Raw genomic sequence first — 24518 nt, 5'->3', positions numbered from 1 at the left:
AATGCCGGTTGTAAAAGTTTACGCAAAAAATGAGGTTATTGCAGAGATAGAAGCAGAAAAAAGCTCAAATCTTTTGGATGTACTACAAAAAAAGTCAGTTGACATTGAAGCAAGCTGTGGCGGGAAAGGCGTATGTGGAAAGTGTAAAGTGAAAGTCAAAAAAGGTCAAAAACCCTACTTGGAAAATCTTACGCCAGAAGAAAAAAGGCACCTGAGAGAAGATGAGATATCAAGAGGTGTTCGGCTTGCATGTAAAGTAGAGGTTTGCGAAGATTTAGATGTGTTTTTAGAAAAATCCTCTGAGAGGGCAAATATACTTTCACATTTTGCCGTGAATGATTTTGAGTATGAAGAAAATATAATTGTAAAAAAAGTGATTTTACAGAAACCTTCTTTAGACGACCAGAAGAGCTTTGAGTTGAGGCTAAAAGAAACAATTGGTGATGGTAATCTAAAAGTTTTGCCAAGGACTTTGCAAAAGCTTGCAAGGCTAAAAGACCAGGAATTTTTCGCAGTTGTGTATTCAGATGAGGTTGTGGATGTGAAAAGCTCTTGTTTGGCATTTGGCCTTGCTGTGGATATTGGAACAACCACTGTTGTATGCTACCTTGTTGACTTGATTCAAAAAAGGGTTGTGGATTTTTATTCTTTTATAAATCCACAGAAAAAATTTGGTGCTGATGTTATTTCACGAATAGATTTTGCAAGAGAAAAAGAAGGGCTTTTTATTCTCCAAAAAGAGATTGTAGACGCTATAAATAGAGCCATACAAATTCTCACTGAAAAAAACTCTATCTCAAAAGATGATATTTATAGCGTTGTATTTGTCGGAAACACGACAATGCTACACCTTCTTTTAGGAGTTGACCCTCAGACAATTGCTATCTCTCCATTTGTTCCAGTTTTTACTGAAAGTATTTGCGCAAAACCGAATGACTTGGGGTTTGAAATAAATCCAGCAGGTACCATTGAGGTTTTAAACAGCATCTCAGCATACATTGGAGCTGATATTGTTGCGGGAATACTCTCAACCCAGATGCACAAAAGCTCCAAGATTTCTCTTCTTTTGGACCTTGGGACAAACGGTGAGATGGTGCTTGGCAGCAGCAGCTTTATGCTTGCATGCTCAACTGCGGCAGGACCTGCATTTGAAGGTGTTAACATCTCGTGCGGGATGGGCGCGGTGGAAGGTGCAATTGACAGTGTTAAGATAGAAAATGGCAAGGTGTATTTTACCACAATAGGGGCAAAGCAGCCAGCTGGAATTTGTGGTTCTGGAATAGTAGATGCCATTGCTTATATGCTAAAAGAAGGTATAATTGATGAAACTGGCAGGTTTTGTGATAAAAATGATACTTATAAATCATACATGAGAGAAGAAAACGGTCAACAAGCCTTTTTCATAACCGACTCAGTCTATATAACTCAAAAAGACATAAGAGAGATTCAGCTTGCAAAAGCGGCAATCTCAGCTGGGGTAAAGACAATGATTGAACATGCCAAAATTACAGAAGATGACATCGAAAATGTATATTTAGCAGGTGGGTTTGGAAATTACATAAATCCATGGTCAGCCATTGAAATTGGTATCATTCCAAAGAAACTAAAAAGCAAAATAGTTCCTGTTGGAAACAGTGCTGTAGCAGGTGCTGTGCTTGTGCTTCTGAGCCGCAAAATGGCACTTGAGGCACAGGAGATTGGCAGGAAAGTAAAATACATTGAGCTTTCAAACTCTCAAGATTTCAACCAATTTTTTGTTGAGAGCATGATGTTTGAGAACTTCAGCCAAGAAGGTGAGCAGAAGCAAAATGGTTGATGAAGTAAAGGTAAAGGATAAGATAAAACTGTGGATATTCATCTTTATCATGGTGCTTTCCATATTTGCTCTTGTGTATGCCGAAAAACAGCATCAACTAAACCCTAAGTATATCAAACAGTATATTTCTCATTTTGGTGTTTGGGCACCGCTTGTGTTTTTGATACTATACTCAGTAAAATCGTTTATAATCTTTATCCCGGCAGGAGTATTTATGCTGGCAGCAGGACTTTCGTTTGGTACATTGTTTGGAGCACTTATTCTAATTGTGGGAACTCTTCTTTCCTCTACCATTGGTTTTGTGTTTGCAAGGTATTTTGGTAAAGACTATGTACAGAAAAAGCTACACAGCACAAAGTTTTCTAATGTAGGAAAGAAGATAGCCCAGAAAGGTTTTTTAATCATACTACTTTTGAGGCTTGTGCCAATCCTTCCTTACGATGCGATAAATTATATATGCGGTCTTTCAAAGATAAGGTACAGAGACTTTATACTTGCCACCTTTATTGGAACAGTACCTGCATGTTTTTTGTATGCTTATCTTGGTGAAAATATCCTAAGACCGTTTTCTAAAGGATTTTATTTGAGCTTGTGTTTGGTGATTGTTATATCCCTCACGCCAGTTCTTTTTGCAAAGACAATAAAAGAGTTTTTGCAGGATGATAAAGAAGAAGAGGATGAGCATAAAATTTAATTATGAAATAGAAGATTGAAGATAAAGGAAGGAATAAAAGGGTTGAAAAATAGAAAAGTAAAGCTATTTTCAATTTGCACGGCATTTTTAGTTTTTATAGCTTTAACAGCTTTTTTGTTTGTAAATACCAATATATTCAAAATCGCTGAGATATTCAGCGAAAACAACATGTATTCAAAAAAACTTATTGTTATTGACCCTGGGCATGGTGGGTTTGACCCGGGGGCAGTGAGCGGCGATATAAAAGAGTCTGTGATAAATCTTCAGATTTCAAGAAAGCTCAAAGAGTATTTTGAGATGTTCGGTTTTAAAGTTCTTCTTACACGCTCAACAGAAGATGATTTGAGCGAGCACGACAAAAAGTCGCATGACCTGAAAAAGAGAAAAGAGATTGTGCTGGAAAACAATCCTCAAGTTTTTATCTCAATCCATTTAAACAGCTTTCCTGTTAGCAAGTACTTTGGTGCGCAGGTGTTTTATGACAAGTCAAATGAGGAGGCGAAAAAACTTGCTTTGTTTGTCCAAAATGAGCTAAGATATATGCCAAATGGACTTATAAACAAACGACAGCCAAAACCAATAGATGTGTATATTCTAAAAAACATCAAAATTCCTGCCATATTAGTAGAATGTGGTTTTATGTCAAACAAGATGGAGCTATCTTTACTTCAAAGCCAGAAGTATCAGGACTGGCTTTCATACTCAATATTGAAAGGAGTTTTAAACTATTTAGACCAAAGAGAGGAGATGGTGAGAGGTGGATGAGGTAAAAGCGCTGATAGACAGAGAAATTGAAAATTTAAAAGATGAAATAGTGAATACTACTTTGCAGCTTATAAAAATCAGGAGCGTTGAGGATACACCTGCACCTGATATGCCGTTTGGCAAGGGAATTAATGATGCCCTGCTTGTGTGCGAAAATCTTTGCAAAAGCTTGGGATTTGAAACAAAGAACTATGACGGATATGCGCTTGAGGCAGTCTATGGAAATCAGGATGAAGATGTGTGCGTGATAGGTCATTTGGATGTTGTGCCCGAAGGGGAGGGCTGGAGTGTACCGCCTTATGAAGGTGTTGTAAAGGACGGTAAGATTTTTGGCCGTGGTGCGGTTGATGACAAAGGTCCAACTGTGGCAGCTCTTTATGGCATGTATGTGGTTAAAAAGCTTGCTGAAGAAAAGAAGATTTCTCTTAAAAGAAAGCTAAGGTTTGTTTTTGGTACAAACGAAGAGGGTGGCTCTAAGTGTCTTCAGTATTATTTTGAAAGAGCAAAATATCCAACTGTTGGGTTTACTCCAGATGCTGATTTTCCAGTCATCCAGGGTGAAAAAGGTTTTTTGGTGTTTGAGCTTGCAAAAGATGTGGAAGATACCTTTGAGATTGAGGGCGGACAGCGACCTAACATGGTGCCTGACAGGTGCAGGTTCGAAGGCAGTTTTGATGTCCAAAAAGCCAAAGAAATTATTGCAAAAAAAGGGCTGAATGACAAGGTAGAGGTTTTTGAAGAAGGCGAAAAAGCATTTTTAGTTACAAAGGGCGTTTCTGCGCACGGGAGCCTGCCTTTTAAGGGCGAGAATGCTATATCGTATATGTTTGATATTTTAGATGAGCTTTGGACAAAAGAGGATGATTTTAGAAGATTTATTGACTTTTACAACACTCACATTGGGTTTGATGTGTTTGGCGAGAAACTCTCAATTGGGTTTGAAGATGAAAAGTCTGGCAAGCTTGTGTTAAATGCCGGGATGATACGCAAAGAAAAAGGCAGACTTGTCCTTACAATAAATGTTAGATATCCAGTTGACACCTCATATGATGAGATAGAAAAGAAAGTGAAGGAAGTAGTACAGAATTACAATATTGAATACCGTTTGGTTACAAACGTACCCCCTCTTTATTTTGAAACTGACCACTTTTTAATCAGGACCTTGCTTGAGGTTTACAAAGAATTTACAAAAGATGATACACAGCCGCTTGTGATTGGCGGTGGAACATACGCAAGGTGGGCAAAAAACGTGGTTGCTTTTGGTCCAAATATGCCAGGTGATGAAGATGTTGCCCACCAAAAAGATGAGTATATCCTTATAGACAGGCTCATACTGTGCAGCAAAATCTATGCAAATGCTATTTACAGGCTTGCAAAAGAATAGTAAAAAGCAAAGAGGCTGTAGTCTTGGTATGCACAGGACTTTTCGGCCTCTTTGTCTTTTTTAAAATAGATTGTAAATTCCAAGAACAATTAGAACAATCCCCGGGATGTAATTGGCAATAAGTGATTTTCTGAAAGTCTTAAAAAAGTAGGCAAAGACATTTCCTGCAGAGATAGCTAAAAATTGAAAGGCTGGTATGAGAAGTATTTGCTTTATGTTTGCAAGGTTTGAAAGACCCAATGAGAATGAAGCTGAAAGACTATCAAACGAAAGCGCAAAAGCAACTAAGAGCGCTTCTGCAGGCTCTATTGACCCTGAGCTGTCGATGTCGGATAGTACAGGCTCTTTTATGATTTTTATAGTAAGTCCGAGCGATTTTAAAGAGAGGTTAACAAGTGTCTTAGGTAAAGGGCTGCTGTTCTTCTCAAGAAGTGTTCTAATTACAAATACTATGCCGATTATTATCATAAAAATGGCGCCCAAGTGTGAAGAAAGTTGAGGTTCAAGAAATTTGCCACAGCCTTTTCCCATGAAAAATGAAATTATGGTGATACTCATAGATGTAAAAAAGATGATTAGCTTTGACTTTGCAAGAATTTTAATTCCTTTTGCACCGAAAGCAACTCCAAAGAAAAGTGCGTCAATGTTGAGTGAGAGAATTACAACAAGCACCTGATATATGTTCATTTCTGAAATCTGTGCACCCACCATTTTTTGGTCTTTATTATTATACGACCGAGCAAGTTATTTTGGTAATTGAGCGAAACGAAATTTTTACTTTTCGCGTTATAATAAATATAGTAAAATTTAGGTGTGTGATAAAAAATAAGCAAGAGGGGATTAAAAGTAGACAATGGATGAGAGAGAATTAGTAGAAAAGGCAAAGAAGGATAAAAAATACTTTGAAAAATTATATGAGATGTATTTTGACAAGATTTATTCTTACATATACTACAGAACGTTCAACCATCCGATTACCGAGGACCTGACCAGCGAGACCTTTATGAAAGTGCTAAGGTCACTTGACAGGTTTGAATGGAAAGAAAATGGTTCTTTTTCAGCATGGATATTCCGTATTGCCCAGAATGTTGTAAATGACTATTACAGGAGCAAAAAAGAGTTTGTTGATATCGAGAAAATATCGGACAGTTCATGGCTGAAAAATCCGGAGGATGAGCTTTTAGATAAAGTTGAGAAAGATATAATTAAAAGTGCGCTGAGCAAGCTCACAAAAGACCAGCAGGAAGTTGTAATTTTGCGCTATAGCGCGAATATGAAATTTCATGAGATTGCAAAGGTAAAAAACAAGTCTGATGTAGCGGTGAGAGCCCTGTTTTTCAGAGCAATGCATTCGCTTAAAGAAATGCTTTTAAAAGAGGTGCATGAAAGTGAATGATGAAAAACTTGACAGAATTTTTGAAGAGGCTTTTAAAGTGGAGTATAGGAAAGAGTTTAAACAAGAGCTAAAAGATGTGTTATTAAAAGAATATGATAAGAGAAAAAAAGCAAGATTTTTCTTGAGAATATCTACTGTGGTTGCGGCTTGTATAGTTTTAGCCATTGTCGCCTTTGGAGCTATGAAACTTGATTTGATGAGATTAAATGTCCCGGACACTTCCTTTGTAAAGACCGAGATGGAAAAAGCTTTTACACAGCAGGATACAAGCACAAAACAAGAGACCAAGCAAAATAGTAAGAATAGTAAAGATAATAGCCTTTCTGTTGAGCAGAAAACTTCGCAAAATAGTGATGTTCCTGAAAAAAGTCAGACGCAAAGCACAAAGCAAAAACAAAGTTCAAATGATGCTTATTCTACATCATCTTCAGCAAAGCCAGAATCCAAAAAAACTGTAGAAAAATCTTCTAGTATCACAAAAAAATCGAGTTTTACTACAAATGAAAACAAAAATGCATCGAGCAAGAAACCTTTAGCTGTTAGCAGCTCTTTGCCAAATTCTTCGACCAAAAAAATTGTTGAAAGCGATGTGAAAAATAAAACTAAGCAGAGTATTGAAAAAGCTTCTGAGTCAAATGCTAAAAACGAAAGCTCAAATACAACTGTAATTGTTACAAAACAGAATATAGAGCCGGCAAAAGAGCAGAAAGATGTGGTTGTAATAGCGCAAGAAGAGAATGTGTTGGAAAGTGTTTATGTTTTGAGAGAAGAAGAGCTAAAATTTGATGAAGAATATATTTTAGATGTACTGGGCAGCATTGTATCATCTGATGTATATGAAAAAGAGTATTTTACACCACAAAGTATTGTTCAGGCTCAGGTCTATGATGGATATTTTAGTTTTGAGGTTGTCAAAAGCGATACACAAGTTTCAATTTCTAAATTTTCAGGGCAACTGGAGCAGGAAAATGTTTTGGAGAGCGTTTATAATAAAACTGACCTTATTTTACAAAAACTTGGTATAAAAGATTACAAAGTTTCTGTCTTTCCCCAGCAGGAGGGCTACAGAGCAGAGATTGCCATTTACTTTGACGGATACAGGATATTTGATGCAGATGGTTATATAGATTATTCAAGCAGTGCAGATGTTATTGGCGGAAAGATTTATCTTAAAAGCTTTTCAAAATTAAAAAGTGTGAAAATAATAGATGCAAAAACGGCAGCAAAAGAGTTTGAGAAAAGATATAACCTCAAAAATGTAGAGCCATCTGATATTGCTATTGTATATAAGAAAACAGGAGAACTTTTTATTCCAGTATATATTTACATTTATGAAAACAAAATATACTGGTTGGAAAAGTAGAGTTTAAAATGATATAATAAGATATACAAAAATGTTTACGGAGGTTTTTGTTATGAACCTTGATTTAAAAGAGAGAATTTCTGAAAATGGTGTCGTGATTGAGCTTAAAGGAGAGCTTGACATATTTTCTTCACCAACTTTGAAAGACAAGCTCTATTCATTGATTGATACATCATCAAGTGACGTTATTGTTGATATGAACGATGTGAGCTATATAGACTCAACCGGGCTTGGTGTATTTGTAGGCGCTCTGAAAAAATCAAAGCAAAAAGGCACAAATATTGTTCTTAAGAACTTAAAACCCAACGTGAAGAAGGTTTTCACTATCACCGGACTTGATAAGGTGTTCAGAATTGAATGAGGGGGCAAAAGTTAAATATGGACCAAATTATGTTAACAATTCCGCCCAAAGCTGAATATATTATGGTAGTAAGATTAACGCTATCTGGGATAGCTGCGCGAGCAGGCTTTGATTTTGAGACAATTGAAGATTTGAAAATGGCCATATCAGAGGTTTTTAACCTTTTTGAAATAGAAAAGCTAAATAGAAAAATATCTATAGAGTTTAACATTGCAAGTGAGTATTTGGACATAAGAATTGATGTGCCAAATGGTGAGATAAAAGACAACGAGCTTGCAAAGATGATTCTTCAAACTTTGATTGATGAGACTGAGTTTGAAAAAACTGAAGATGGCCATATTGTGAAACTAAAAAAATATCATCGAGGGGTCTGATTTGATGGTTGATGAAAAAAGGACATTAGAGATTGATGATGAAAAAATAGATAGACTCTTCGAAGAGTATCAGAAAACCAAGGATATTAAGCTTAGAAATGAACTTGTGAACAAGCACCTTTATATAGCCGAGATTATTGCAAAAAAGTTTGTCAACAGAGGGATAGACTATGAAGACCTTTACCAGGTCGCATGCATTGCGCTTATAAACGCTGTGGAGAGGTTTGAACCCAACAAAGGTTATAAATTCACAAGTTTTGCAACCCCAACCATAATGGGAGAGATAAAAAGATATTTCAGAGATAGAGCTTCAATCATCAGACTTCCAAGAAGGATCTACGAAACTTCTGCCAAGATAAAACTTGCCACAGAGATACTCTCTACAAAATTAAAAAGACCGCCGAAGGTAGAAGAGATTGCTCAGCATCTTAACATGAGCACAGAAGAAGTTTTAGAGGTAATGGAAGCATCTAACAACTATCTTCCACAGTCTTTGGACCAGACCATGTATGAGGATGAAGAGATGACGCTTGGGGATGTTCTTGGCAAGAGCGATGAGAACATCTTGCAGGTAGAAAATGTTGAAGCTGTAAAGAAGGCAATTGAAAGGCTTTCACCTTTTGAGAGAGAGTTTGTTCAAAAGCGGTTTTTTGAAGAAAAAACTCAAAAGGAAATTGCAGAGGAGATGAACGTTTCACAGATGTACATTTCACGGCTTGAGAAAAAGGTGCTAAAAAAATTGAAGGATTTTATTGAAGAGAAAAAAGAGGAATAAAAAAATATAAGACTGCCGTGGTGGGCAAAAACCAATTTTTTTCTGCACGGCAGTCTTTTTTATTTATTTGTTGCTAACTTTATCCAAAGACCTCTTCATACATTTCAAGTTGATTTTTGAGTTGAAATCTTGAAATAAATGTGATGATATTAAAGAGCATTGCTTTTTGAAGATTTTTATCACACATTTTTTTCATTGCTTCTACCAGGAGATTTTCGTTATGTGGCTCAATTAACAGACCAGTTTTTCCGTCATTCACAATCTCATTTATAGCACCTACATTTGTAGCTATTACAGGAAGACCATGGGCGTATGCTTCTATTATCACTCTACCAAATGATTCATAAAGAAGGCTTGGGAATACAAGCACATCTGAAAAAGAAAATATGGCTTCTTTTTCGCTATCCTGTACAAACCCGAAATATTTTATTCTAGGATTTTGAGAAGAAAGCTTTTTAACCTCATTTTCCAGAGGACCACGCCCACATATTAAAAGCTCTGCATGGCTGCATTCCAATTTTTCAAATGCGTTTAAAAGATTTATAATTCCTTTTTCATAAGACAGTCTTCCCATATACAAAAATCTTGTTCTTTTATTGGTTTTAAGATTTCGTATTCTCCAGTCAACCATATTTTTTATACTGATTTGTTCAAAATCGATGCTATTTGGTATGACTCTTTTTTGAGCGTTTTTAAAGTAACCTTTTGAAATAAAGAAGTTGAGGATGAAATTTGAAGGTGCACAAACTGCGTCTACAAAACCTGACAAGAATTTAATGTAATTCCTGTAAAGTTTACAGAAAGGATTATTGCATTTGGCAGGTATTTTTTTACCTGCGTTAAGCTTGTCCTTGGGACAAAAAAGCCAAATATCTCGTATAGTATGGACCACTTTTAAGTTGTGCTTCTTTTTTATAAACTTCCACACATAGGGGGAAATAAAAAAGAGATTATTTGTAAGGACCACTTCTATTTTAAACTGTTCTATCACCTTGCTCAACTTTCTTAAAAACAATGGGTTGAAACAGTCTAACATTCTGTATACAAACCAATTAGATTTATTTTTGTACAAAATTCCTTTTGTTCTTACAACTGTGACACCGTTATAGTTTTTAGCTTTTATTGATTTGTCAATACCATCTGCAGAAAAAACGATTACATTATGACCTTTTTTTGAAAGCCCTTCAGCTAATAGTTTTATACTCTCTTCAGTTCCGCCTATAATGTTGGGATAATAATATGTATTCAAGATTAGTATATTCATGATTTTCCTCCGTGTGTATATTTTACACTGCCTATATTGTACGGTTTGAGTTTTAATAATTTGTTAATATTCTGTGAACAATTGTGAACAAAATTAAGATGTTTTATGACAAAATTATTACAAATGTTTATCTTCCTTTTTCTAAACATTTTCCAAAAAACATGATATAATACCTTATATAAATGCTGTGAAGGAATACAAATATTGAACAAAGGAGAGAACAACAATGTTTAAAAGTTGGGGAAAGAGATTTTTTGTTTTTTTGAGCTTACTGAGTTTTCTGTTAAGCTTTTTGGTAAATACTTCATTTTCTCAAAACCTTTCTTATTATCAGCAGGCGGCACAGGTTTTAAAGCAAAAAGGAATAATGACAGGTGACACAAAAGGAAATTTGAATCTTGACAAACCTCTCAAACGTTCAGAGATTTCCAAAATGATTATCATGCTGCTTGGCAAAAAGCCTTTAGCAGATTTTTATGCAAATCAAAAAAGGTCTTCTTTTAAAGATGTTAAGGCAGATTACTGGGGACTTGGCTACATAGAAGCAGCAAAATCAATAGGATTGATTTCAGGGTATACAGATGGGACTTTCAGGCCAGAACAGTACTTAAAAGTTGAAGAGTTGACTGCCATGGTTGTAAGGGCACTTGGTGTGAAGGAGTCGGAGCTCAAAGGCAAGTGGCCACTGAACTATATCCAGAAAGCATATTCGATGAACATTTTTTATGGGATAGAATCCGAAATTGAGATAGGAAAGCTTGTCACAAGAGGCCAGACGGCAGCTATACTTTACAATGCGTTTTTAAACGAAAGCTTAAAAGCTGCAAAGCCTGTCGGACTTGAAATAATTGACCTGCAAACTTTAAAGGTAACATTTGATAAGGAGATTTCTTTAGTTGCAAAATCTGACTTTTCGTTTGATGGTGGACTTTCTGTTGTGGATGCGAAGTTTGCAGACTCAAGCAAAAAGGTCATTGAGATAAAAACATCTGCCCAGCAAGAAGGGAAAGAGTACACGCTTTTTTACAAAGGGCAAGCTACAACTTTAAAGTTTGTGGCGAAGACAATACCTTTTTCGCTTGCAGAGGATATTAAAATTGAGAGTTTAAAGAAAGTGGATTTGAAGTTTACAAAGCCGATTTCAAAGAGCCAGCAGGATAACCTGCCGATAAAAATTTATGTAAATAGCAAAGAAATTACAGATGTAAGGAAAGTTCTCTCGAGCGATTTTAAAACTGTGAGTATAATCTTCCCAAGCAGATTAAATCAAACTGACAAGCTGATGGTTGAGATTTCAAACCTTCTTTCAGAAACAGGCCAGAGCTTAAGCATAACAAAAGAGCTAACAGTTATTGATGCAACCCAGCCAAAGGTTGTGGATTTTAGGGTCATTAACAGCAAAAAGTTTAAAGTTATCTTCACTGAGCCTATGAATATTGATTCTGCAAATGCTTACAAGGTATGTGATTTATCTTCGGTTGGAGCAAATATCAGAATTGACTCAAATTATGTGTATGCAAAAGTTACACCAAAACATCAAGAGAATGCTATTGATATTGAACTTTTATATCCTCTTGCTGATGGGAATCACACAGTTGAAATAACAGAAGCGAAAGACTTTGCAGGATACAAAGCTCCTGACTTTAAAGCTACATTTACAACAGTGCTTGAAAAAAATCCGCCAAAGCTTGTGTCCTTAGACCTTGTTTCAAACAATCGAATAAGGCTTGTATTTGATGAAGAGATAAGAAGCTTAAATGGTTTGACTCCAACAGGCGAGTATGAGGTTTACCAAGCACAGGACAGTACCAACCATGCAATTGGCGCAAAAATAACACTTCTTTCAGATGAAAAAACAATTGACATTCAGTTAAATCCACAATTGAAGCTTGATAGCAGGGCACTTGTTTCATTTGAAGTGAGGTTCCGATACGTTGAAGACCTTCTTGGCAACAAGGTATCAGATTGGGTATCAGTAACATCCAAAGCTCAGGATGATACTACAAAACCGGCAGTCAAAAGTGTCGAGGTTTTGGATGGGAATATAATTAAGGTAACATTTACTGAAAACGTGAATGCTGATGGTAAGGTTCAAAGTTTTTCTCTGCTTTCAGCAGATGGTACACAGATAGTAGAGACTCAGGCAAAAGTAGTAAAACCGTTAAAAGAAGAAGATAACTCAATGTTTGCTGTTGAGTTTTCGACACTTGCAGCAATAAATGGTGGAAGATATACTTTGAAGATTTCAGGCATCTGTGATACATCTGTGAGGGAAAATGTTATGGACAGTAGCACATATGCAATAGATGCAAAAGACACACTTGCACCTACTGTAACTGCTGCAATTGCCAAGTATGATTCTTCTTCGGATGTGGACAGAATAGATGTATTTTTCTCAGAACCAATGGATGTTGAAAAACTGAAGAATTTGAGCAGTTATTTTGTGGGGGCATCAAGTGCAACAATTCCACTTTCGAGCATCAAAGGAGCAAAAGTTGATTATATCTCACCAAACGGCGACAGAATCACCCTTTTAATTCCAGGGGCAGACGATACATCGCCTGGCAAGTGGAGTCAATCGGGGGGTGTGATAGACAAATTGGCAGCTCCTACCCTCACAGACAAGGCAGGCAACTTTTTAGCAAATGCTACAATTGCAATGCCAGTTTCTGTGTCGGCAAACTTTAGAGGGATATCTGCGCAAGACATAGAGGTTGTTGCAGTGGACAAAAATACTATTGAACTTAGAGCTTTGAATGGATACATCTTTGCATCGTTTGACCCTGCAGCAATAATGTTCAGAAACGCATATTCGACTTCAAGTTTAAATGGAAATCCTGACAACGATAAAGTGGTCAGCCTTGGAATTGTAAGTTATTCAATTTCTCAAGACAAAAAGACCATTACTTTAAAAACATCAATTTCTTTGACTTCAAGTGCCATGGCTGATACAAATGATTCTGGTCAAGATGCTGAACAGCTGAAAATATTTACAGTAAATTCGAATATAAAAGACCAGTTTGAACAAAGCCTTGTAATTCCGCCAATACTTGATATTAGCTTTTATCCATCGATATTGCTAAAAGACAAAATTAGTCCACAGCAGACAGGGGTTTCTGTTGGAAGTGGAAATCAGTCAGACACAATAGCTATTACATTCGACGAACCAGTTTTTTCCCTGCCAGGTATAAGTACCACAGTGCTGGCTGCAGGAATTGAGCTAAAGGTTGGAGGTATTACTTTAATTCCTGATGTTGACTACGCAGCTTACATCCAAAATGGCATAGTTTATGTGAAGGTCAAAAAACCAGGGACTGTAGACAGCAAGATAAGCTTAGAGATAAAAAGACCAGACTTAATAGTAGATAGCAATGGAAATTCTTCTGTTGTGTTAAAAGCTCAAACTGTTGAGCATGTGACAGAAAGGACTTCCCCTGATGTCACAGCAGAGTTTTCTTCGACGGATACAAGAAAAGTCAAACTCACATTTTCTGAACCCATGGATGCTTCAACACTAATTGCTCAAAACTTCTCATGCGTTGCAGGCGGTAGTATTGTAAGCTTTGTAAAGTCTTCTGATAACAGAGTTGTTGAGATTACATTCACAAACCCGCTTCCAGCAGGAAGCATTGTAAATATCTCACCAAATGTCAAGGACTTGGCTGGAAATTCAGTGTCAGTCCAGGCGGTGAGAAAATAGGGGAAAGAATGTGGTATAATAAATTTATAAGGAAGTTGAAAGTAGGTGAGAAAGTAATGCTGATTAATGCCGAGGAATTTAAAGAAAATGTTCAAAAGTTTTTAGAAGTTGCCAAAAGAGAAGAAGTAATAATAGCAGAAGATGGGAAACCAACACTTAAAATTGTGCCTCTAAGAGATAATAAAAATAGAAAAAATAATTTAAAGAAAAAACAAAAGGTTTTTGAACTAATTGACAAGCTTGCAGGTGCTGCAAGTGATATAAAGGATATAGATGTGGATAAGGCAAGAGAGGAGAGAATATTAAAAATTGAATAGAATCTTATTAGATACGAATGTAATATTAGATTTAATACTTGCTAGAGAACCTTTTTATGAATCAACTGTGAGACTATTTAAACTTCTTTTAAGTAGTGATAATTATAAAGGTTACATTACAGCAAATAGTATTACCGATATTTTCTATATTGCAAAAAAGAGTATACATTATGAGAAAGTAAGATTAATGTTAATTGAGCTGTTAAAATATATTGAAATCGTTAATGTATGTAAGACAGACATTAAAAAAGCTCTTTTAAGTGATTATCCAGATTTGGAAGATGCTCTACAGATTGTATGTGCAGAAAAAAATAAAAGCATATGCAATAATTACTCGGGATAAGAAAATGAAAGCCACTAAAATAAAAATTTTAACACCAACAGAGTTTTTGGGAAAATATATTCTCCCAGACCAAGAGATATGAACATCTTGGTCTGGGTTTTTACTTCTAAGATAAATAATGTATCATTATCTGAAGGAGAGTGAGAACAATCATGCTTCTTAAAAAAATCTTCAAATTTGATGCAGCGCATAATCTTACAAAGTACAATGGAAAATGTGAAAACCTTCACGGGCACACATACAAGCTTGTTGTGACAGTGGAAGGCAAACCCGATGACCAGGACATGGTGATAGACTTTGTGCTTTTGAAAAAGATTGTGCAGGATGAGGTAATTGACATCTTAGACCATGCATATATAAACGACATAATAGAAAATCCTACTGCTGAGAACATTGCAAAGTGGATATGGGGGAAACTTAGCAAAAAAATAGAAGAACAAGGCTGCAGACTTTATGAAATTGAAGTGTGGGAGACAGAAGATAGCAGCGTCATATACAGGGGTGAAGATGAATGATTGATGTGCAGAGCCAGAAAGACCAGAGAGGGATTTCCATCCAGAAGGTGGGGATAAAAGACCTGAATTGGCCAATTGTTGTAATGGACAGAGAAAACAAAACTCAGACAACAATTGCAAAAATCACCGCTGCAGCAGAGCTAAAAGGTGATATCAGAGGCACGCACATGTCCAGGTTCATTGAAGCTATAGATGAGCTGAAAGTTGTAGGACCAAAGGAGATCGAAAAGCTTTTGGATAGGATAAAAGAAAAGCTGAATTCAGAAAAAGCCTATATAAGGTTTGATTTTCCTTACTTTATCAACAAAAGAACACCTGTGACAGGAACACTTTCTCCACTTAAAGTTGACTGTTATTTTGAAGCAGAAAAAGACCAGAAATTTGACCTCAAAACTGGTGTGATTGTCCCTGTTCACACTCTGTGCCCATGCTCAAAAGAAATTTCAGAGTATGGAGCTCACAACCAGAGAGCTTATGTGACGATAGAAGTGAGAATGAAAAAGTTTATGTGGATTGAGGAACTTGTTGAGATTGCAGAAGCTTCTGCATCATGCCCTCTTTATTCTATTTTAAAAAGACCTGACGAAAAATGGGTAACAGAAAGAGCTTACCAGAACCCTCGCTTTGTTGAAGACCTTTTGAGAGAGGTTGTTTTGAAAATAAAGGAAGATGGGCGAATAAAATGGTATAAGGTTTTTGTTGAGTCAATTGAGAGCATTCACAACCACAATGCCTTTGCGTATATTGAAGGTGAAATAACAAAATGATACAATTAAAGTAACAATCTGCTTTGAAAAAGCGAGGGAAGGTTTTTAAAAAACCGATTGATATGAAAATAAAGATTTATACAAAAAGGCTTGGGATAAGTATTGCAGCGTTTGTATTTGGAATTTTGTTTATAATCCTTTTAATCAGAAATTTTACGGTCAAAAATACGCCAACCCAAAATGACAACATAACCTATGTAAAAAATATGTTTGAACTGAAAAATGCAAAGCTTGTTGAAGACAACATTGTCATCGAGAAGTTACCAGACGATACCTTTATGTTCAAGTATCTTTTTGAAGACTCAAAATCAAAATATGAAATATACATGAAAGAAGACCAGTCAATAGTTTATTTTAAGAAATTTACTCCTTCCGACATGGTTAACAAGTTTTCAATAAGAGATGTGAAGACAAAAGCTTTCAAGCTTTTATATAAGCTTGCGCCTTATACAAAAGGAAATGTTGAGATTGAGGTGGCTTCATCGCCAAACGCCTACATTTGTGTTTTTAATCGCTATGAAGGCGACAAAAAAGTTTTAGGAAACTGGGCAACGGTTGTACTTAACAAAGATAATGGAGAACTTTTAGAGTTTAGCATAAACTGGCATCAAGATATTAACTTCAAAAGTGCAGGCAAAAAAGGTGACGAAGAGGGTAAAATCTTAAGTAGCATAAAGGTTGTACCTGTTTTGAGCTCTGATTCTTTTTTAAAGTATACCACATTGAACAGTGTCCTTGGATTAAAAGATGTCTATTACGACTTTGTTGATGGCAAAGTGTATCCACAGATTAATCTATCTACAAACACTTTAAATATTCGGGATTACAATAACTATGTTGAGTATGCTCAAAAAAAAGCACAGGTTGAATATGTAAAGTTGAAATTTGGAAAGATTTTAAATCTGCTTTCTTCCCAGGCAAGACGTCTTCCATTTTCTGCTTCCGAGTTTAGCATTTCTTCCAGTGGTGAATACTCATACACCAAAAAAAGTATTCTTGGTACTGTAAAGATAACTGCCGACAAGTACGGGAACATCTTGAAAGCCATGGCAGATTTAAAATCATCTGGTGAAATAAAAAAGGTTGACTCTAAGGTCTTAAACGATAAAGCAGAGCAGATTATGCAGGTGCTTGCTGGCAAATACGTTGTTGCAAAATCTTATATATTCGAAAACGATAATCAGCACACTGTAAGTTACAAGCTCTATATAGGGAATGCCTACATAATGAATGGAAAACTTGAAATTGCATTTGATAAACTTTCTGGAGAAGTATTAAAACTTGATTTTGATTTGGGCATAAGACCAGAGTTTATGGAAAAGGTGAAAACTTTTAGAAGTACATCCGAGTATATAAATCTCATAAAATCAAGTGGATTTGAAGAGGTTTATGTTTTGACAAAAGAATATGGGAAGGTGTACCTTTATCAGAAACCTGTTGAGGCGCACTTGGCGCTGAAACCCAAATTTGATATGACATATCTTATGCATGCAACAAAATAATCTTGAAAGATATTCAAAGGAGGAAATCTACAGCGATGGACATCTTAATAAAAAATGCAAAAATCTATACAATGGATGAGAAAGGAATTATTGAAAAAGGCGATATACTTATCAAAGATGGCAAGATAGCAATGATTGACCAAAATATTCATGAAGAATTTGCCCATGTAATAGATGCAACAGGAAGACTTGTCTTTCCAGGGTTTATAGATGCGCACTCACACATAGGAATGTGGGAAGACTCTGTCGGGTTTGAAGGTGCTGATGGGAACGAAGACTCAGACCCTGTCACGCCGCACCTGAGAGCAATTGATGCTATAAATCCATTTGACAGGAGTTTTGAAGAGGCAATTGAAGGTGGGGTTACATGTGTTGCAACAGGACCAGGAAGCGCTAACGTGATAGGCGGGCAGTTTTGTGTCATCAAGACGTTTGGCAAGAGAGTTGACAAAATGGTTGTGAAAGAACCTGCTGCAATGAAGGTTGCGTTTGGCGAAAACCCAAAAAGCGTGTACCATGAAAAACATCAGATGCCTCAAACACGCATGGCAACTGCTGCAATCTTAAGAGAAGCACTTTTTAAAGCAAGAGAGTACTTAAATAAAAAACTTGAGGCTCAGCAGGATGAAGAAAAAGATATGCCAGAGTTTGATATGAAAAGTGAGAGCCTTATAAAGGTTTTAACAAAAGAAATTCCGCTGAAAGCGCATGCTCACAGGGCAGATGACATATTCACGGCAATAAGGATAGCAAAAGAATTTGATGTAAATCTCACACTTGACCATGTGACAGACGGATATTTGATTGTGGATGAGCTAAAACAAGAAAATATCCCATGCATTGTTGGACCAAACCTTACTGACAGGTCAAAGGTTGAGCTTAAAAACCTTGATTTCAAAAATCCAGGAATACTTTCTAAAGAGGGCATTCTTGTTGCTATTATGACCGACCATCCTGTCATTCCGCAAAAATATCTTGTGCTATGTAGCGCGCTTGCGTGCAAAAGCGGAATGGATGAGATAGAGGCTCTAAAAGCAATTACCATAAACCCTGCAAAGATTTTAGGAATTGATAATAGGGTTGGGAGTATAAAGGAAGGCAAAGATGCTGATATTGTAATATACAAGGGTCATCCTTTTGACATATTTTCTGAGGTTGAATATGTCCTGATTGATGGCAAAGTTGTATATCACCGCAAATAAAAAGGGGAAATTATGAAAAATGAAGGAGATAATGTCTTATTCGTATGATGAAACAGTGTCGATTGGCTATAACATTGGAAGAAATCTTTTCCAAGGTGCTATTGTTACCTTAGAAGGAGAACTTGGTAGCGGAAAGACTGCACTGACATGTGGGATTGCCAAGGCTTTTGGGATTGAAGATATTTCAAGTCCAACGTTTACCATATTTCATGTGTATGAGGGGAAAGATGGCATTTTGGTTTATCATTTTGACATTTACAGGATTGAAGAGACAGAGCTTGAGGATATAGGATATGAGGAGTATTTTTATGGTGATGGTATTGTGATAATTGAGTGGGCTGATAAGTTAAAAAGACTTCATCCCAAAGAATATTTAAAGGTTGAGATTCAGAAGATAGATGAGAATGTTCGAAAAATATTGATAACAGGTGTTGGGGAAAAGTACAAAAATGTTGAGGATGTGATAGAAAAAGATGAAGATATTGGCGATTGAGACGTCCGGCAAGGTTGCAAGCGCTGCCTTGTTGGAAGACTTAAAAGTAATTTCTGAGATAGTGCTTAACACAAAACTTGTTCACTCTGTAATGCTAATCGATTTGATTGACCAGGTATTAAAAAATGCTTCGAGTAAAATAGAAGATGTTGACCTATTTGCGGTATCAATAGGACCTGGTTCTTTTACAGGACTTAGGATTGGTGTTTCAACAATAAAAGGTTTTTGCTATGCTACTTCAAAGCCGTGTGTAGGTGTTGATACCTTGAAAGCTCTTTGCTATAACTTCTGGGCTTGTTCAGATTTTCTGATGCCCATTTTGGATGCAAAGTCACAAAAAGTATTTACTGGAATTTTCAGATTCGAGGAGGGCAAACTCAAAACATATCATCCAACTTCGATACTTGATATTGAAGAAGCAAAAGAACTTGCAAAAAAGTATGACCCTGTTTTGCTGGGCGAAGGTCTGGACATTTATGATTTTTCTGAGTTTAAAATTTCGCCCAAATTTTTGCAGTACCAAAAAGCATCAAATGTTGGAATTTTGGCTTTTGAGCTTGCCCAGGAAGGCAAGATTTGTTCTCATTTTGACCTTATACCAGTTTACCTTAAAAAATCGTATGCAGAAAGGGACCAGGACACATGAAAAAAGGCCTAATAAGAAGGATGACAAAAGAGGATATAGATATGGTGCATGAGATAGAAGTTTTATCATTTTCTGTTCCATGGAGCAGAGAAAGCTTTGAGTATGAGGTTCAAAATGAGTCTGCAGTATATTTTGTATACGAAGAAGATGGCAGAGTATGGGGTTTTGCAGGGATGCATCATATTGTGGATGAAGGGCACATTACAAATATTGCTGTACATCCTCAAAAAAGAGGGCAGGGAATAGGAAAATTGTTACTTTCTGCCCTCATTTCATATGCAAAAGAAAATGGCCTTGTTGGACTTACACTTGAAGTGAGAAGCAAAAACCATGTTGCTATTTCACTTTACAAGAGCTTTGGATTTGTTCAGGAAGGTATAAGAAAAAATTACTATTCTAACCCACCGGATGATGCCATAATTATGTGGCTGTGGTTATAGAATCTAATTACTATTCAAAATCTCTTTGCAAGTTCTAAAAATTGGTCTTTTGGGAGAGGTTTGCCGAACAAATACCCCTGCCCAAAGTCACAATCAAAAGATTTTAGTATCTCAGCCTGCTGACTATCCTCAATACCCTCTGCTACAACTTTTAAGTCTAAGATGTGAGAAAGGTCAATCAGACTTTTAGCTATTCTTTGTTCTTTTATGTCAGTGCTCATATTTGCTATAAAGCTTCTGTCGATTTTAACAACGTCAATGGGAAGCTGTTTTAGATAGTTCAAAGAAGAGTAGCCTGTGCCAAAATCGTCAAGAAAAACTTTAATACCTTTTTCTTTGAAGGTATTGATCGACTTTATGGTATTTTGAGGGTCTGCCATTGCAACCGATTCGGTAATCTCTATTCCTAAAGAAGTAGGGTCAGCTTTTAAGGCTTCAATTGTATAAAGTACGTTGTCAACAAAATTTGCGCTTGAAAACTCTCTCAGAGATGCATTGAAAGAAACATAAAAGTTGTGGTTTGTTACTTCTCTGATGCTTTTCAAATCCCAAATAGCCTTTGTCAATACCCATTGACCGATTTGTGATATTAGTCCTGTCTGCTCAGCAATTGGGATGAAAGACATGGGTGGTATCATACCTTTTTGTGGATGTATCCAGCGAATGAGTGCTTCTGCTCCGCATAGCTGCATTTTTTCAAGGTTTACAATTGGCTGATAATACAAAACGAACTGGTCTTTTTCAATAGCCTTTCTCAAGTCTGATTCAAATTCAAGTCTCTGCTGTAGTATATTGTCCATTTCCACGTTATAAAAACAAAAGGTATTTTTGCCTTTTTCCTTGGCAAGTTTCAAAGCCTTATCGGCATTCTTCAGAAGTGATATACTATCCTGGCCATCTGAAGGATATATGGCAACTCCCATACTTGGTGTAATGTAAAAATCATATTCCATTATCTCCCATGACATTGAAAACGAATTAAAAATTTTATAGATAAAATAATTCAAAACATTAAAATCAAGAAAGTTATAAATTATTATTCCAAACTCATCTCCTGTTAGTCTTGCAACAAATCCGTTATTACCCACTGCTTCTTTAAGCCTTTGCGCAATTTCTTTTAAAACAATGTCACCAGTCTCATGGCCAAGAGTATTATTAATTTTACTGAAATTATCAATATCGATATATATCAGAGCAAGTTGCTGGCCTTTGAAATGTGCTTCTTTAATAGCCTTTTCAAGTACCAGCATAAAATGATTTCTGTTTGGAAGGTTAGTTAGCTGGTCAAAGAAAGCAAGCTCTTTTATCCTTTCCTGGTTTTTTAAAAGTTTTTTGTACTGGACAACAAGCTTTTCCTGTGTTTTGGAAAGCTCAGCATTTGTCTTTTGAAGTTCCTCTAATGCATTTTGGAGTTTATTTTCAGAAAGGTAAAGCGAATAGATTTTTTTGCGAATCAGAAAATACAAAAGGCTTGCAGTGATAAGTACAAAGAGCCAACCTTTAATGACCGAAAAAATGGTAAAAAGCCCTCTCTTTGCAAAAAGGGTTGTTGTTAATATGTCAGAGACCAAAATCCAAACTGCGCTCACAACTGCATATATTATTGAAATTTTAGCTGCATAATTGTTGGCCTTACAGTTTAAATCTTTGTTTTTCTCAGGCATTTTGTTTACCACCACAAATTATATGAAAAATTTTTCTTCTCATATTTATACCCAGAAAAAAGGGTCTAAAAACATCTTTTGCATATGTATTCTCAAGGTGCAATTTTTTTATTTTCAAAAAGGGTATAAATGATATATAATTTCTGCATATTGCATATCCTATTCTTTAGAAAAAGACAGGTGGTTTTAATGATAGTGAGAGCATATATAGATGACTTTAACGAGATAGTAGTTGTGCTGTCCCAGATGGTTCACTCTGTAAAGAAAGAAGATTTTAAAGTATTTTTAAATGAAGAAGAAATAGACATAGAAAGAATAGACAAGATAATTCCTCACTCCGACAATCCTTATGAAGCAGAAATGAGAGGTTATGAGATTTGCGAGCAAAAAGGAAAGATTAGATTTGTGTTAAAAGAAGGGCATTTTGACTATCACCGAAAACCGCTCAGAAGACCGGTATTTGTCATTGGTGAGATGAATGGCTGGCAAATTTCGCCCGAGTGGGAAATGACATATTCAAAGCTGCGTGGAAGATATGAGCTTATAAAGGATTTAAAAGAAATAAAGATTGGGCAAAAGTTTAAATTTGCAGAAGGTGCAAATCAAAAGCTTTGGTACCCGCCCGGATTTGGCAACGATATTGTAATAACAGAATACTTTGACAGAGAAACTGCTTTTACAAATATGATAAGAATTATTACTTCAAAGAGGCTTTTGCCAAATTTAAAATACAAGGTTGTCTACAAAACAGAACACATTTGGGCAAGACCACGAGAAATTCTAACAAGGCCTGAGTTTTTTTATCCTGGTGAACTTGGAATAAAATATGAGCCATATGGTACCTACTTTAGACTGTGGGCTCCCACTGCATACAAAGTAAAGGTTAAGATATTTGATGAGAGCGAAAATTTCAGATTTGAAAAAGAGATGGCAAGGTCAGAAAACGGTACATGGAATATACACCTTACAGGGGACTTGAAAAACCACTACTATCTTTATGAGGTTTGGCATTACAATTATGATGAGGACGAAGGTTTTATTGTGTACGAGGTTCCTGACCCTTACTCAAAAGCTTCTTCCTCAAACTCTCAAAAATCTTTCATATTTGACCCGGCAGATACGCTAATTGAAGGCTGGCAGCAGGATGAGTTTGTTAAAACAGTAGAAAAGCAACAAGATGCTATCATTTACGAGATGCACGTGCGAGACTTTACAATTGATGAAACCTCAGGTGTAGATGAAAAGTTTAGAGGAAAGTTTTTGGGCCTTTGCCAGCAAAGCTTCTACAAAGAAAAGTTTTCAACAGGTCTTTTGCATCTAAAAGAGCTTGGAATAACCCACATTCATCTTCTTCCAATATCTGACTTTGGAAGTGTTGATGATAAAAATCCTGATAAAAAGTACAACTGGGGATACGACCCTGTTTTATATCAGTGCCCAGAGTACTGGTACTCAACAAAAAGTGGTGGAATTGAGGCTTTAAAAGAGCTGAGAACTATGATTAAAACTTTGCACCAAAACGGCATAGGAGTTGTGATGGACGTTGTTTTCAACCACACATACCACACAAAGGGCGGAAAGTTTTCTATCTTTGACAAAATTGTTCCTGGATATTTTTATAGGATAGATGACTATGGCGACTATTCAAACGCAACAGGCTGTGGCAATGAAATCGCAACAGAAAAGCCAATGGTAAGAAAGTTTATACTTGATACAATAATATACTGGACAGAAGAGTTTCATATAGACGGATTCAGATTTGACCTTATGGGCCTTATTGATACACTTACTATGAGAATGATTTCAAAAGAAGTGCGGAAGCGAAATCCTCATGCCCTCATTTATGGTGAAGGATGGGTGATGGGAGATAGTACGTGCCTTTTAGAAGAGAGGGCAACAATTGAGTCAACAGCGCATCAGGGGTATTCAATTGGACTTTTCAACGATAGAATAAGAGACAGTATAAGAGGTGACCTTGACGGGTTTAAAACTGGATACATGCATGGAAACCTTTCTGATGTTGAGAGATTAAAACAGGGTATAAAGGCAGCCATTGACGATTTTGCAAAAGAGCCCGATGAATGTGTAAATTATTGTTCCTGCCATGACAACTTGACCCTCTTTGACAAGGCACAAAAGACAATGGTGGGTGAAGATATATTCTGGATTGACCGGGCATGCCGCTTAGCAAATGCAATCATCTTAACATCTCAGGGCATTGCGTTTTTGCACGGTGGAGTTGAGTTCAATAGAAGCAAAGGAGGGCACCCGAACACATACAACGCAGGCGATAGCATAAATAAGATTGACTGGAGTTTAAAAGAAAAGTTCTATGACACCTTCAAATTTTATTGTGACCTTATAAAGTTGCGAAAAGAACATTTGGCGTTTAGAATGCGCTCATCAGGCGAAATAAGAAAATATCTAAAATTCTTGCCAGCACCTGATGGCATTGTTGCATTTTTGATTTCGTATCCTTATGATGTGTGGAAAAAAATTATTGTTGCCTACAATCCTTTTAAAGAAAAGAAGGTAATTGCGCTTCCTGATGGAATGTGGAAGATAAAAGCAAATGATGGTGTTGTATTTTTAGAAGAAAATGAACAGGAAGCAATTGGTAGTTTTGAGATTGCACCTATCAGTCTTTTCATAGCATATCAGAAATGATATCTTTTTTGCTATCCAAAAGAACATTAAGCCGCAGGTGTGAATACGAACATAAAGTGAGCCTGCGGCG

The 24518-nt window shown here is 36.3% G+C and carries 23 protein-coding genes; 20 read left to right on the top strand and 3 right to left on the bottom strand.

All coding sequences use genetic code 11. The features are described 5' to 3' along the window. Nucleotide 1 precedes the first annotated feature (1 nt). Genes OTK01_RS11410 through pepV form a run of 4 tightly spaced genes read left to right on the top strand, consistent with a single transcriptional unit; the run spans nucleotide 2 to nucleotide 4659 of the window. Nucleotides 2–1816 carry an ASKHA domain-containing protein gene (locus OTK01_RS11410; RefSeq protein ID WP_029228960.1) on the top strand — a complete coding sequence of 605 codons (1815 nt, stop codon included), beginning with the start codon at nucleotides 2–4 and terminating at the stop codon, nucleotides 1814–1816. After that, nucleotides 1809–2510, top strand: coding sequence for a TVP38/TMEM64 family protein (locus OTK01_RS11405; protein ID WP_013433416.1), 702 nt, complete (start codon nucleotides 1809–1811; stop codon nucleotides 2508–2510). The genes OTK01_RS11410 and OTK01_RS11405 overlap by 8 nt, the downstream gene beginning before the upstream one ends. Before the next feature lie 42 nt (nucleotides 2511–2552). Beyond that, nucleotides 2553–3275, top strand: a complete 723-nt coding sequence (locus OTK01_RS11400; protein ID WP_029228961.1) for an N-acetylmuramoyl-L-alanine amidase — start codon at nucleotides 2553–2555, stop codon at nucleotides 3273–3275. After that, the gene (gene pepV, locus OTK01_RS11395; RefSeq protein WP_029228962.1) at nucleotides 3268–4659 is read left to right on the top strand and encodes a dipeptidase PepV; all 1392 of its coding nucleotides are present in this window, start codon (nucleotides 3268–3270) and stop codon (nucleotides 4657–4659) included. The genes OTK01_RS11400 and pepV overlap by 8 nt, the downstream gene beginning before the upstream one ends. Before the next feature lie 60 nt (nucleotides 4660–4719). Here the strand turns inward: pepV and OTK01_RS11390 are convergent, their stop codons facing one another. Further along, nucleotides 4720–5370: a manganese efflux pump gene (locus OTK01_RS11390; RefSeq protein ID WP_269011612.1), complete on the bottom strand. Its 651-nt coding sequence runs from the start codon at nucleotides 5368–5370 to the stop codon at nucleotides 4720–4722. 142 nt (nucleotides 5371–5512) lie between these two features. On the opposite strand from OTK01_RS11390, the gene OTK01_RS11385 reads away from it, so the two are divergent. From OTK01_RS11385 to OTK01_RS11365, 5 genes are read left to right on the top strand one after another with little or no spacing between them, the layout of a single operon-like run. After that, nucleotides 5513–6055 (top strand): sigma-70 family RNA polymerase sigma factor, encoded by a 543-nt coding sequence (locus OTK01_RS11385; protein ID WP_013433412.1) that lies wholly within the window; start codon nucleotides 5513–5515, stop codon nucleotides 6053–6055. After that, nucleotides 6048–7418, top strand: a complete 1371-nt coding sequence (locus OTK01_RS11380) for a hypothetical protein (RefSeq protein WP_029228964.1) — start codon at nucleotides 6048–6050, stop codon at nucleotides 7416–7418. Before OTK01_RS11385 ends, OTK01_RS11380 begins: the two co-directional genes overlap by 8 nt. Nucleotides 7419–7470: 52 nt before the next feature. Then, on the top strand, nucleotides 7471–7779 hold the full coding sequence (locus OTK01_RS11375) for an STAS domain-containing protein (RefSeq protein WP_014041881.1): 309 nt from the start codon (nucleotides 7471–7473) through the stop codon (nucleotides 7777–7779). 17 nt (nucleotides 7780–7796) lie between these two features. Further along, nucleotides 7797–8153, top strand: a complete 357-nt coding sequence (locus tag OTK01_RS11370; protein WP_029228965.1) for an ATP-binding protein — start codon at nucleotides 7797–7799, stop codon at nucleotides 8151–8153. 4 nt (nucleotides 8154–8157) lie between these two features. Continuing rightward, on the top strand, nucleotides 8158–8928 hold the full coding sequence (locus OTK01_RS11365) for a SigB/SigF/SigG family RNA polymerase sigma factor (protein ID WP_029228966.1): 771 nt from the start codon (nucleotides 8158–8160) through the stop codon (nucleotides 8926–8928). 79 nt (nucleotides 8929–9007) lie between these two features. On the opposite strand, the gene OTK01_RS11360 is transcribed toward OTK01_RS11365, so the two are convergent. Then, nucleotides 9008–10192: a glycosyltransferase family 4 protein gene (locus tag OTK01_RS11360; protein ID WP_029228967.1), complete on the bottom strand. Its 1185-nt coding sequence runs from the start codon at nucleotides 10190–10192 to the stop codon at nucleotides 9008–9010. A 226-nt stretch (nucleotides 10193–10418) separates the two neighbouring features. Between OTK01_RS11360 and OTK01_RS11355 the strand changes: the two genes are divergently transcribed. The 10 genes from OTK01_RS11355 to rimI all read left to right on the top strand — a co-directional run bounded on the left by OTK01_RS11355 (nucleotide 10419) and on the right by rimI (nucleotide 20117). Further along, nucleotides 10419–13892, top strand: coding sequence for an Ig-like domain-containing protein (locus OTK01_RS11355; RefSeq protein ID WP_029228968.1), 3474 nt, complete (start codon nucleotides 10419–10421; stop codon nucleotides 13890–13892). Nucleotides 13893–13927: 35 nt separating this feature from the next. Next, complete coding sequence (locus OTK01_RS11350; RefSeq protein WP_269011611.1) at nucleotides 13928–14209, top strand: hypothetical protein; 282 nt, start codon at nucleotides 13928–13930, stop codon at nucleotides 14207–14209. Then, the gene (locus OTK01_RS11345; RefSeq protein WP_051129965.1) at nucleotides 14202–14552 is read left to right on the top strand and encodes a type II toxin-antitoxin system VapC family toxin; all 351 of its coding nucleotides are present in this window, start codon (nucleotides 14202–14204) and stop codon (nucleotides 14550–14552) included. The genes OTK01_RS11350 and OTK01_RS11345 overlap by 8 nt, the downstream gene beginning before the upstream one ends. A 152-nt stretch (nucleotides 14553–14704) precedes the next feature. Then, nucleotides 14705–15067, top strand: a complete 363-nt coding sequence (gene queD, locus OTK01_RS11340; protein WP_029228970.1) for a 6-carboxytetrahydropterin synthase QueD — start codon at nucleotides 14705–14707, stop codon at nucleotides 15065–15067. Then, a complete protein-coding gene (folE2, locus tag OTK01_RS11335; RefSeq protein ID WP_029228971.1) occupies nucleotides 15064–15834 on the top strand; it encodes a GTP cyclohydrolase FolE2 in 771 nt (256 codons plus the stop codon). The genes queD and folE2 overlap by 4 nt, the downstream gene beginning before the upstream one ends. Nucleotides 15835–15896: 62 nt before the next feature. Continuing rightward, on the top strand, nucleotides 15897–17336 hold the full coding sequence (locus tag OTK01_RS11330; protein WP_029228972.1) for a TMEM106 family protein: 1440 nt from the start codon (nucleotides 15897–15899) through the stop codon (nucleotides 17334–17336). Nucleotides 17337–17371: 35 nt separating this feature from the next. Then, the gene (locus OTK01_RS11325; protein ID WP_013433401.1) at nucleotides 17372–18538 is read left to right on the top strand and encodes an amidohydrolase; all 1167 of its coding nucleotides are present in this window, start codon (nucleotides 17372–17374) and stop codon (nucleotides 18536–18538) included. 19 nt (nucleotides 18539–18557) lie between these two features. Beyond that, nucleotides 18558–19031, top strand: a complete 474-nt coding sequence (gene tsaE, locus OTK01_RS11320; RefSeq protein WP_029228973.1) for a tRNA (adenosine(37)-N6)-threonylcarbamoyltransferase complex ATPase subunit type 1 TsaE — start codon at nucleotides 18558–18560, stop codon at nucleotides 19029–19031. After that, a complete protein-coding gene (gene tsaB / locus OTK01_RS11315; RefSeq protein WP_029228974.1) occupies nucleotides 19012–19677 on the top strand; it encodes a tRNA (adenosine(37)-N6)-threonylcarbamoyltransferase complex dimerization subunit type 1 TsaB in 666 nt (221 codons plus the stop codon). The genes tsaE and tsaB overlap by 20 nt, the downstream gene beginning before the upstream one ends. Further along, the gene (gene rimI / locus OTK01_RS11310) at nucleotides 19674–20117 is read left to right on the top strand and encodes a ribosomal protein S18-alanine N-acetyltransferase (RefSeq protein WP_029228975.1); all 444 of its coding nucleotides are present in this window, start codon (nucleotides 19674–19676) and stop codon (nucleotides 20115–20117) included. The genes tsaB and rimI overlap by 4 nt, the downstream gene beginning before the upstream one ends. A gap of 14 nt (nucleotides 20118–20131) precedes the next feature. Here rimI and OTK01_RS11305 read toward each other — a convergent pair whose 3' ends face one another. After that, entirely contained in the window at nucleotides 20132–21781 is a 1650-nt protein-coding gene (locus OTK01_RS11305) for a putative bifunctional diguanylate cyclase/phosphodiesterase (RefSeq protein ID WP_029228976.1), read from the bottom strand. A gap of 189 nt (nucleotides 21782–21970) precedes the next feature. Between OTK01_RS11305 and pulA the strand changes: the two genes are divergently transcribed. After that, nucleotides 21971–24448, top strand: coding sequence for a type I pullulanase (pulA, locus tag OTK01_RS11300; RefSeq protein WP_029228977.1), 2478 nt, complete (start codon nucleotides 21971–21973; stop codon nucleotides 24446–24448). Nucleotides 24449–24518: the final 70 nt, after the last annotated feature.

The sequence above is a fragment of the Caldicellulosiruptor acetigenus genome, from assembly GCF_026914305.1.
Lineage (GTDB): Bacteria > Bacillota > Thermoanaerobacteria > Caldicellulosiruptorales > Caldicellulosiruptoraceae > Caldicellulosiruptor > Caldicellulosiruptor acetigenus.
Note: the sequence above shows the minus strand (reverse complement) of the source record. Positions and strands in the feature narration are given on the sequence as shown.

Coding starts and splice junctions, on each gene's coding strand:
- OTK01_RS11410 (WP_029228960.1), top strand. CDS start 2: ATGCCGGTTGTAAAAGTTTACGCAAAAAATGAGGTTATTGCAGAGATA.
- folE2 (WP_029228971.1), top strand. CDS start 15,064: ATGATTGATGTGCAGAGCCAGAAAGACCAGAGAGGGATTTCCATCCAG.
- OTK01_RS11360 (WP_029228967.1), bottom strand. CDS start 10,192: ATGAATATACTAATCTTGAATACATATTATTATCCCAACATTATAGGC.
- tsaE (WP_029228973.1), top strand. CDS start 18,558: ATGAAGGAGATAATGTCTTATTCGTATGATGAAACAGTGTCGATTGGC.
- OTK01_RS11330 (WP_029228972.1), top strand. CDS start 15,897: ATGAAAATAAAGATTTATACAAAAAGGCTTGGGATAAGTATTGCAGCG.
- OTK01_RS11405 (WP_013433416.1), top strand. CDS start 1,809: ATGGTTGATGAAGTAAAGGTAAAGGATAAGATAAAACTGTGGATATTC.
- OTK01_RS11355 (WP_029228968.1), top strand. CDS start 10,419: ATGTTTAAAAGTTGGGGAAAGAGATTTTTTGTTTTTTTGAGCTTACTG.
- rimI (WP_029228975.1), top strand. CDS start 19,674: ATGAAAAAAGGCCTAATAAGAAGGATGACAAAAGAGGATATAGATATG.
- tsaB (WP_029228974.1), top strand. CDS start 19,012: ATGAAGATATTGGCGATTGAGACGTCCGGCAAGGTTGCAAGCGCTGCC.
- OTK01_RS11365 (WP_029228966.1), top strand. CDS start 8,158: ATGGTTGATGAAAAAAGGACATTAGAGATTGATGATGAAAAAATAGAT.
- OTK01_RS11390 (WP_269011612.1), bottom strand. CDS start 5,370: ATGGTGGGTGCACAGATTTCAGAAATGAACATATATCAGGTGCTTGTT.
- OTK01_RS11305 (WP_029228976.1), bottom strand. CDS start 21,781: ATGCCTGAGAAAAACAAAGATTTAAACTGTAAGGCCAACAATTATGCA.
- OTK01_RS11325 (WP_013433401.1), top strand. CDS start 17,372: ATGGACATCTTAATAAAAAATGCAAAAATCTATACAATGGATGAGAAA.
- OTK01_RS11375 (WP_014041881.1), top strand. CDS start 7,471: ATGAACCTTGATTTAAAAGAGAGAATTTCTGAAAATGGTGTCGTGATT.
- OTK01_RS11385 (WP_013433412.1), top strand. CDS start 5,513: ATGGATGAGAGAGAATTAGTAGAAAAGGCAAAGAAGGATAAAAAATAC.
- pulA (WP_029228977.1), top strand. CDS start 21,971: ATGATAGTGAGAGCATATATAGATGACTTTAACGAGATAGTAGTTGTG.
- queD (WP_029228970.1), top strand. CDS start 14,705: ATGCTTCTTAAAAAAATCTTCAAATTTGATGCAGCGCATAATCTTACA.
- OTK01_RS11370 (WP_029228965.1), top strand. CDS start 7,797: ATGGACCAAATTATGTTAACAATTCCGCCCAAAGCTGAATATATTATG.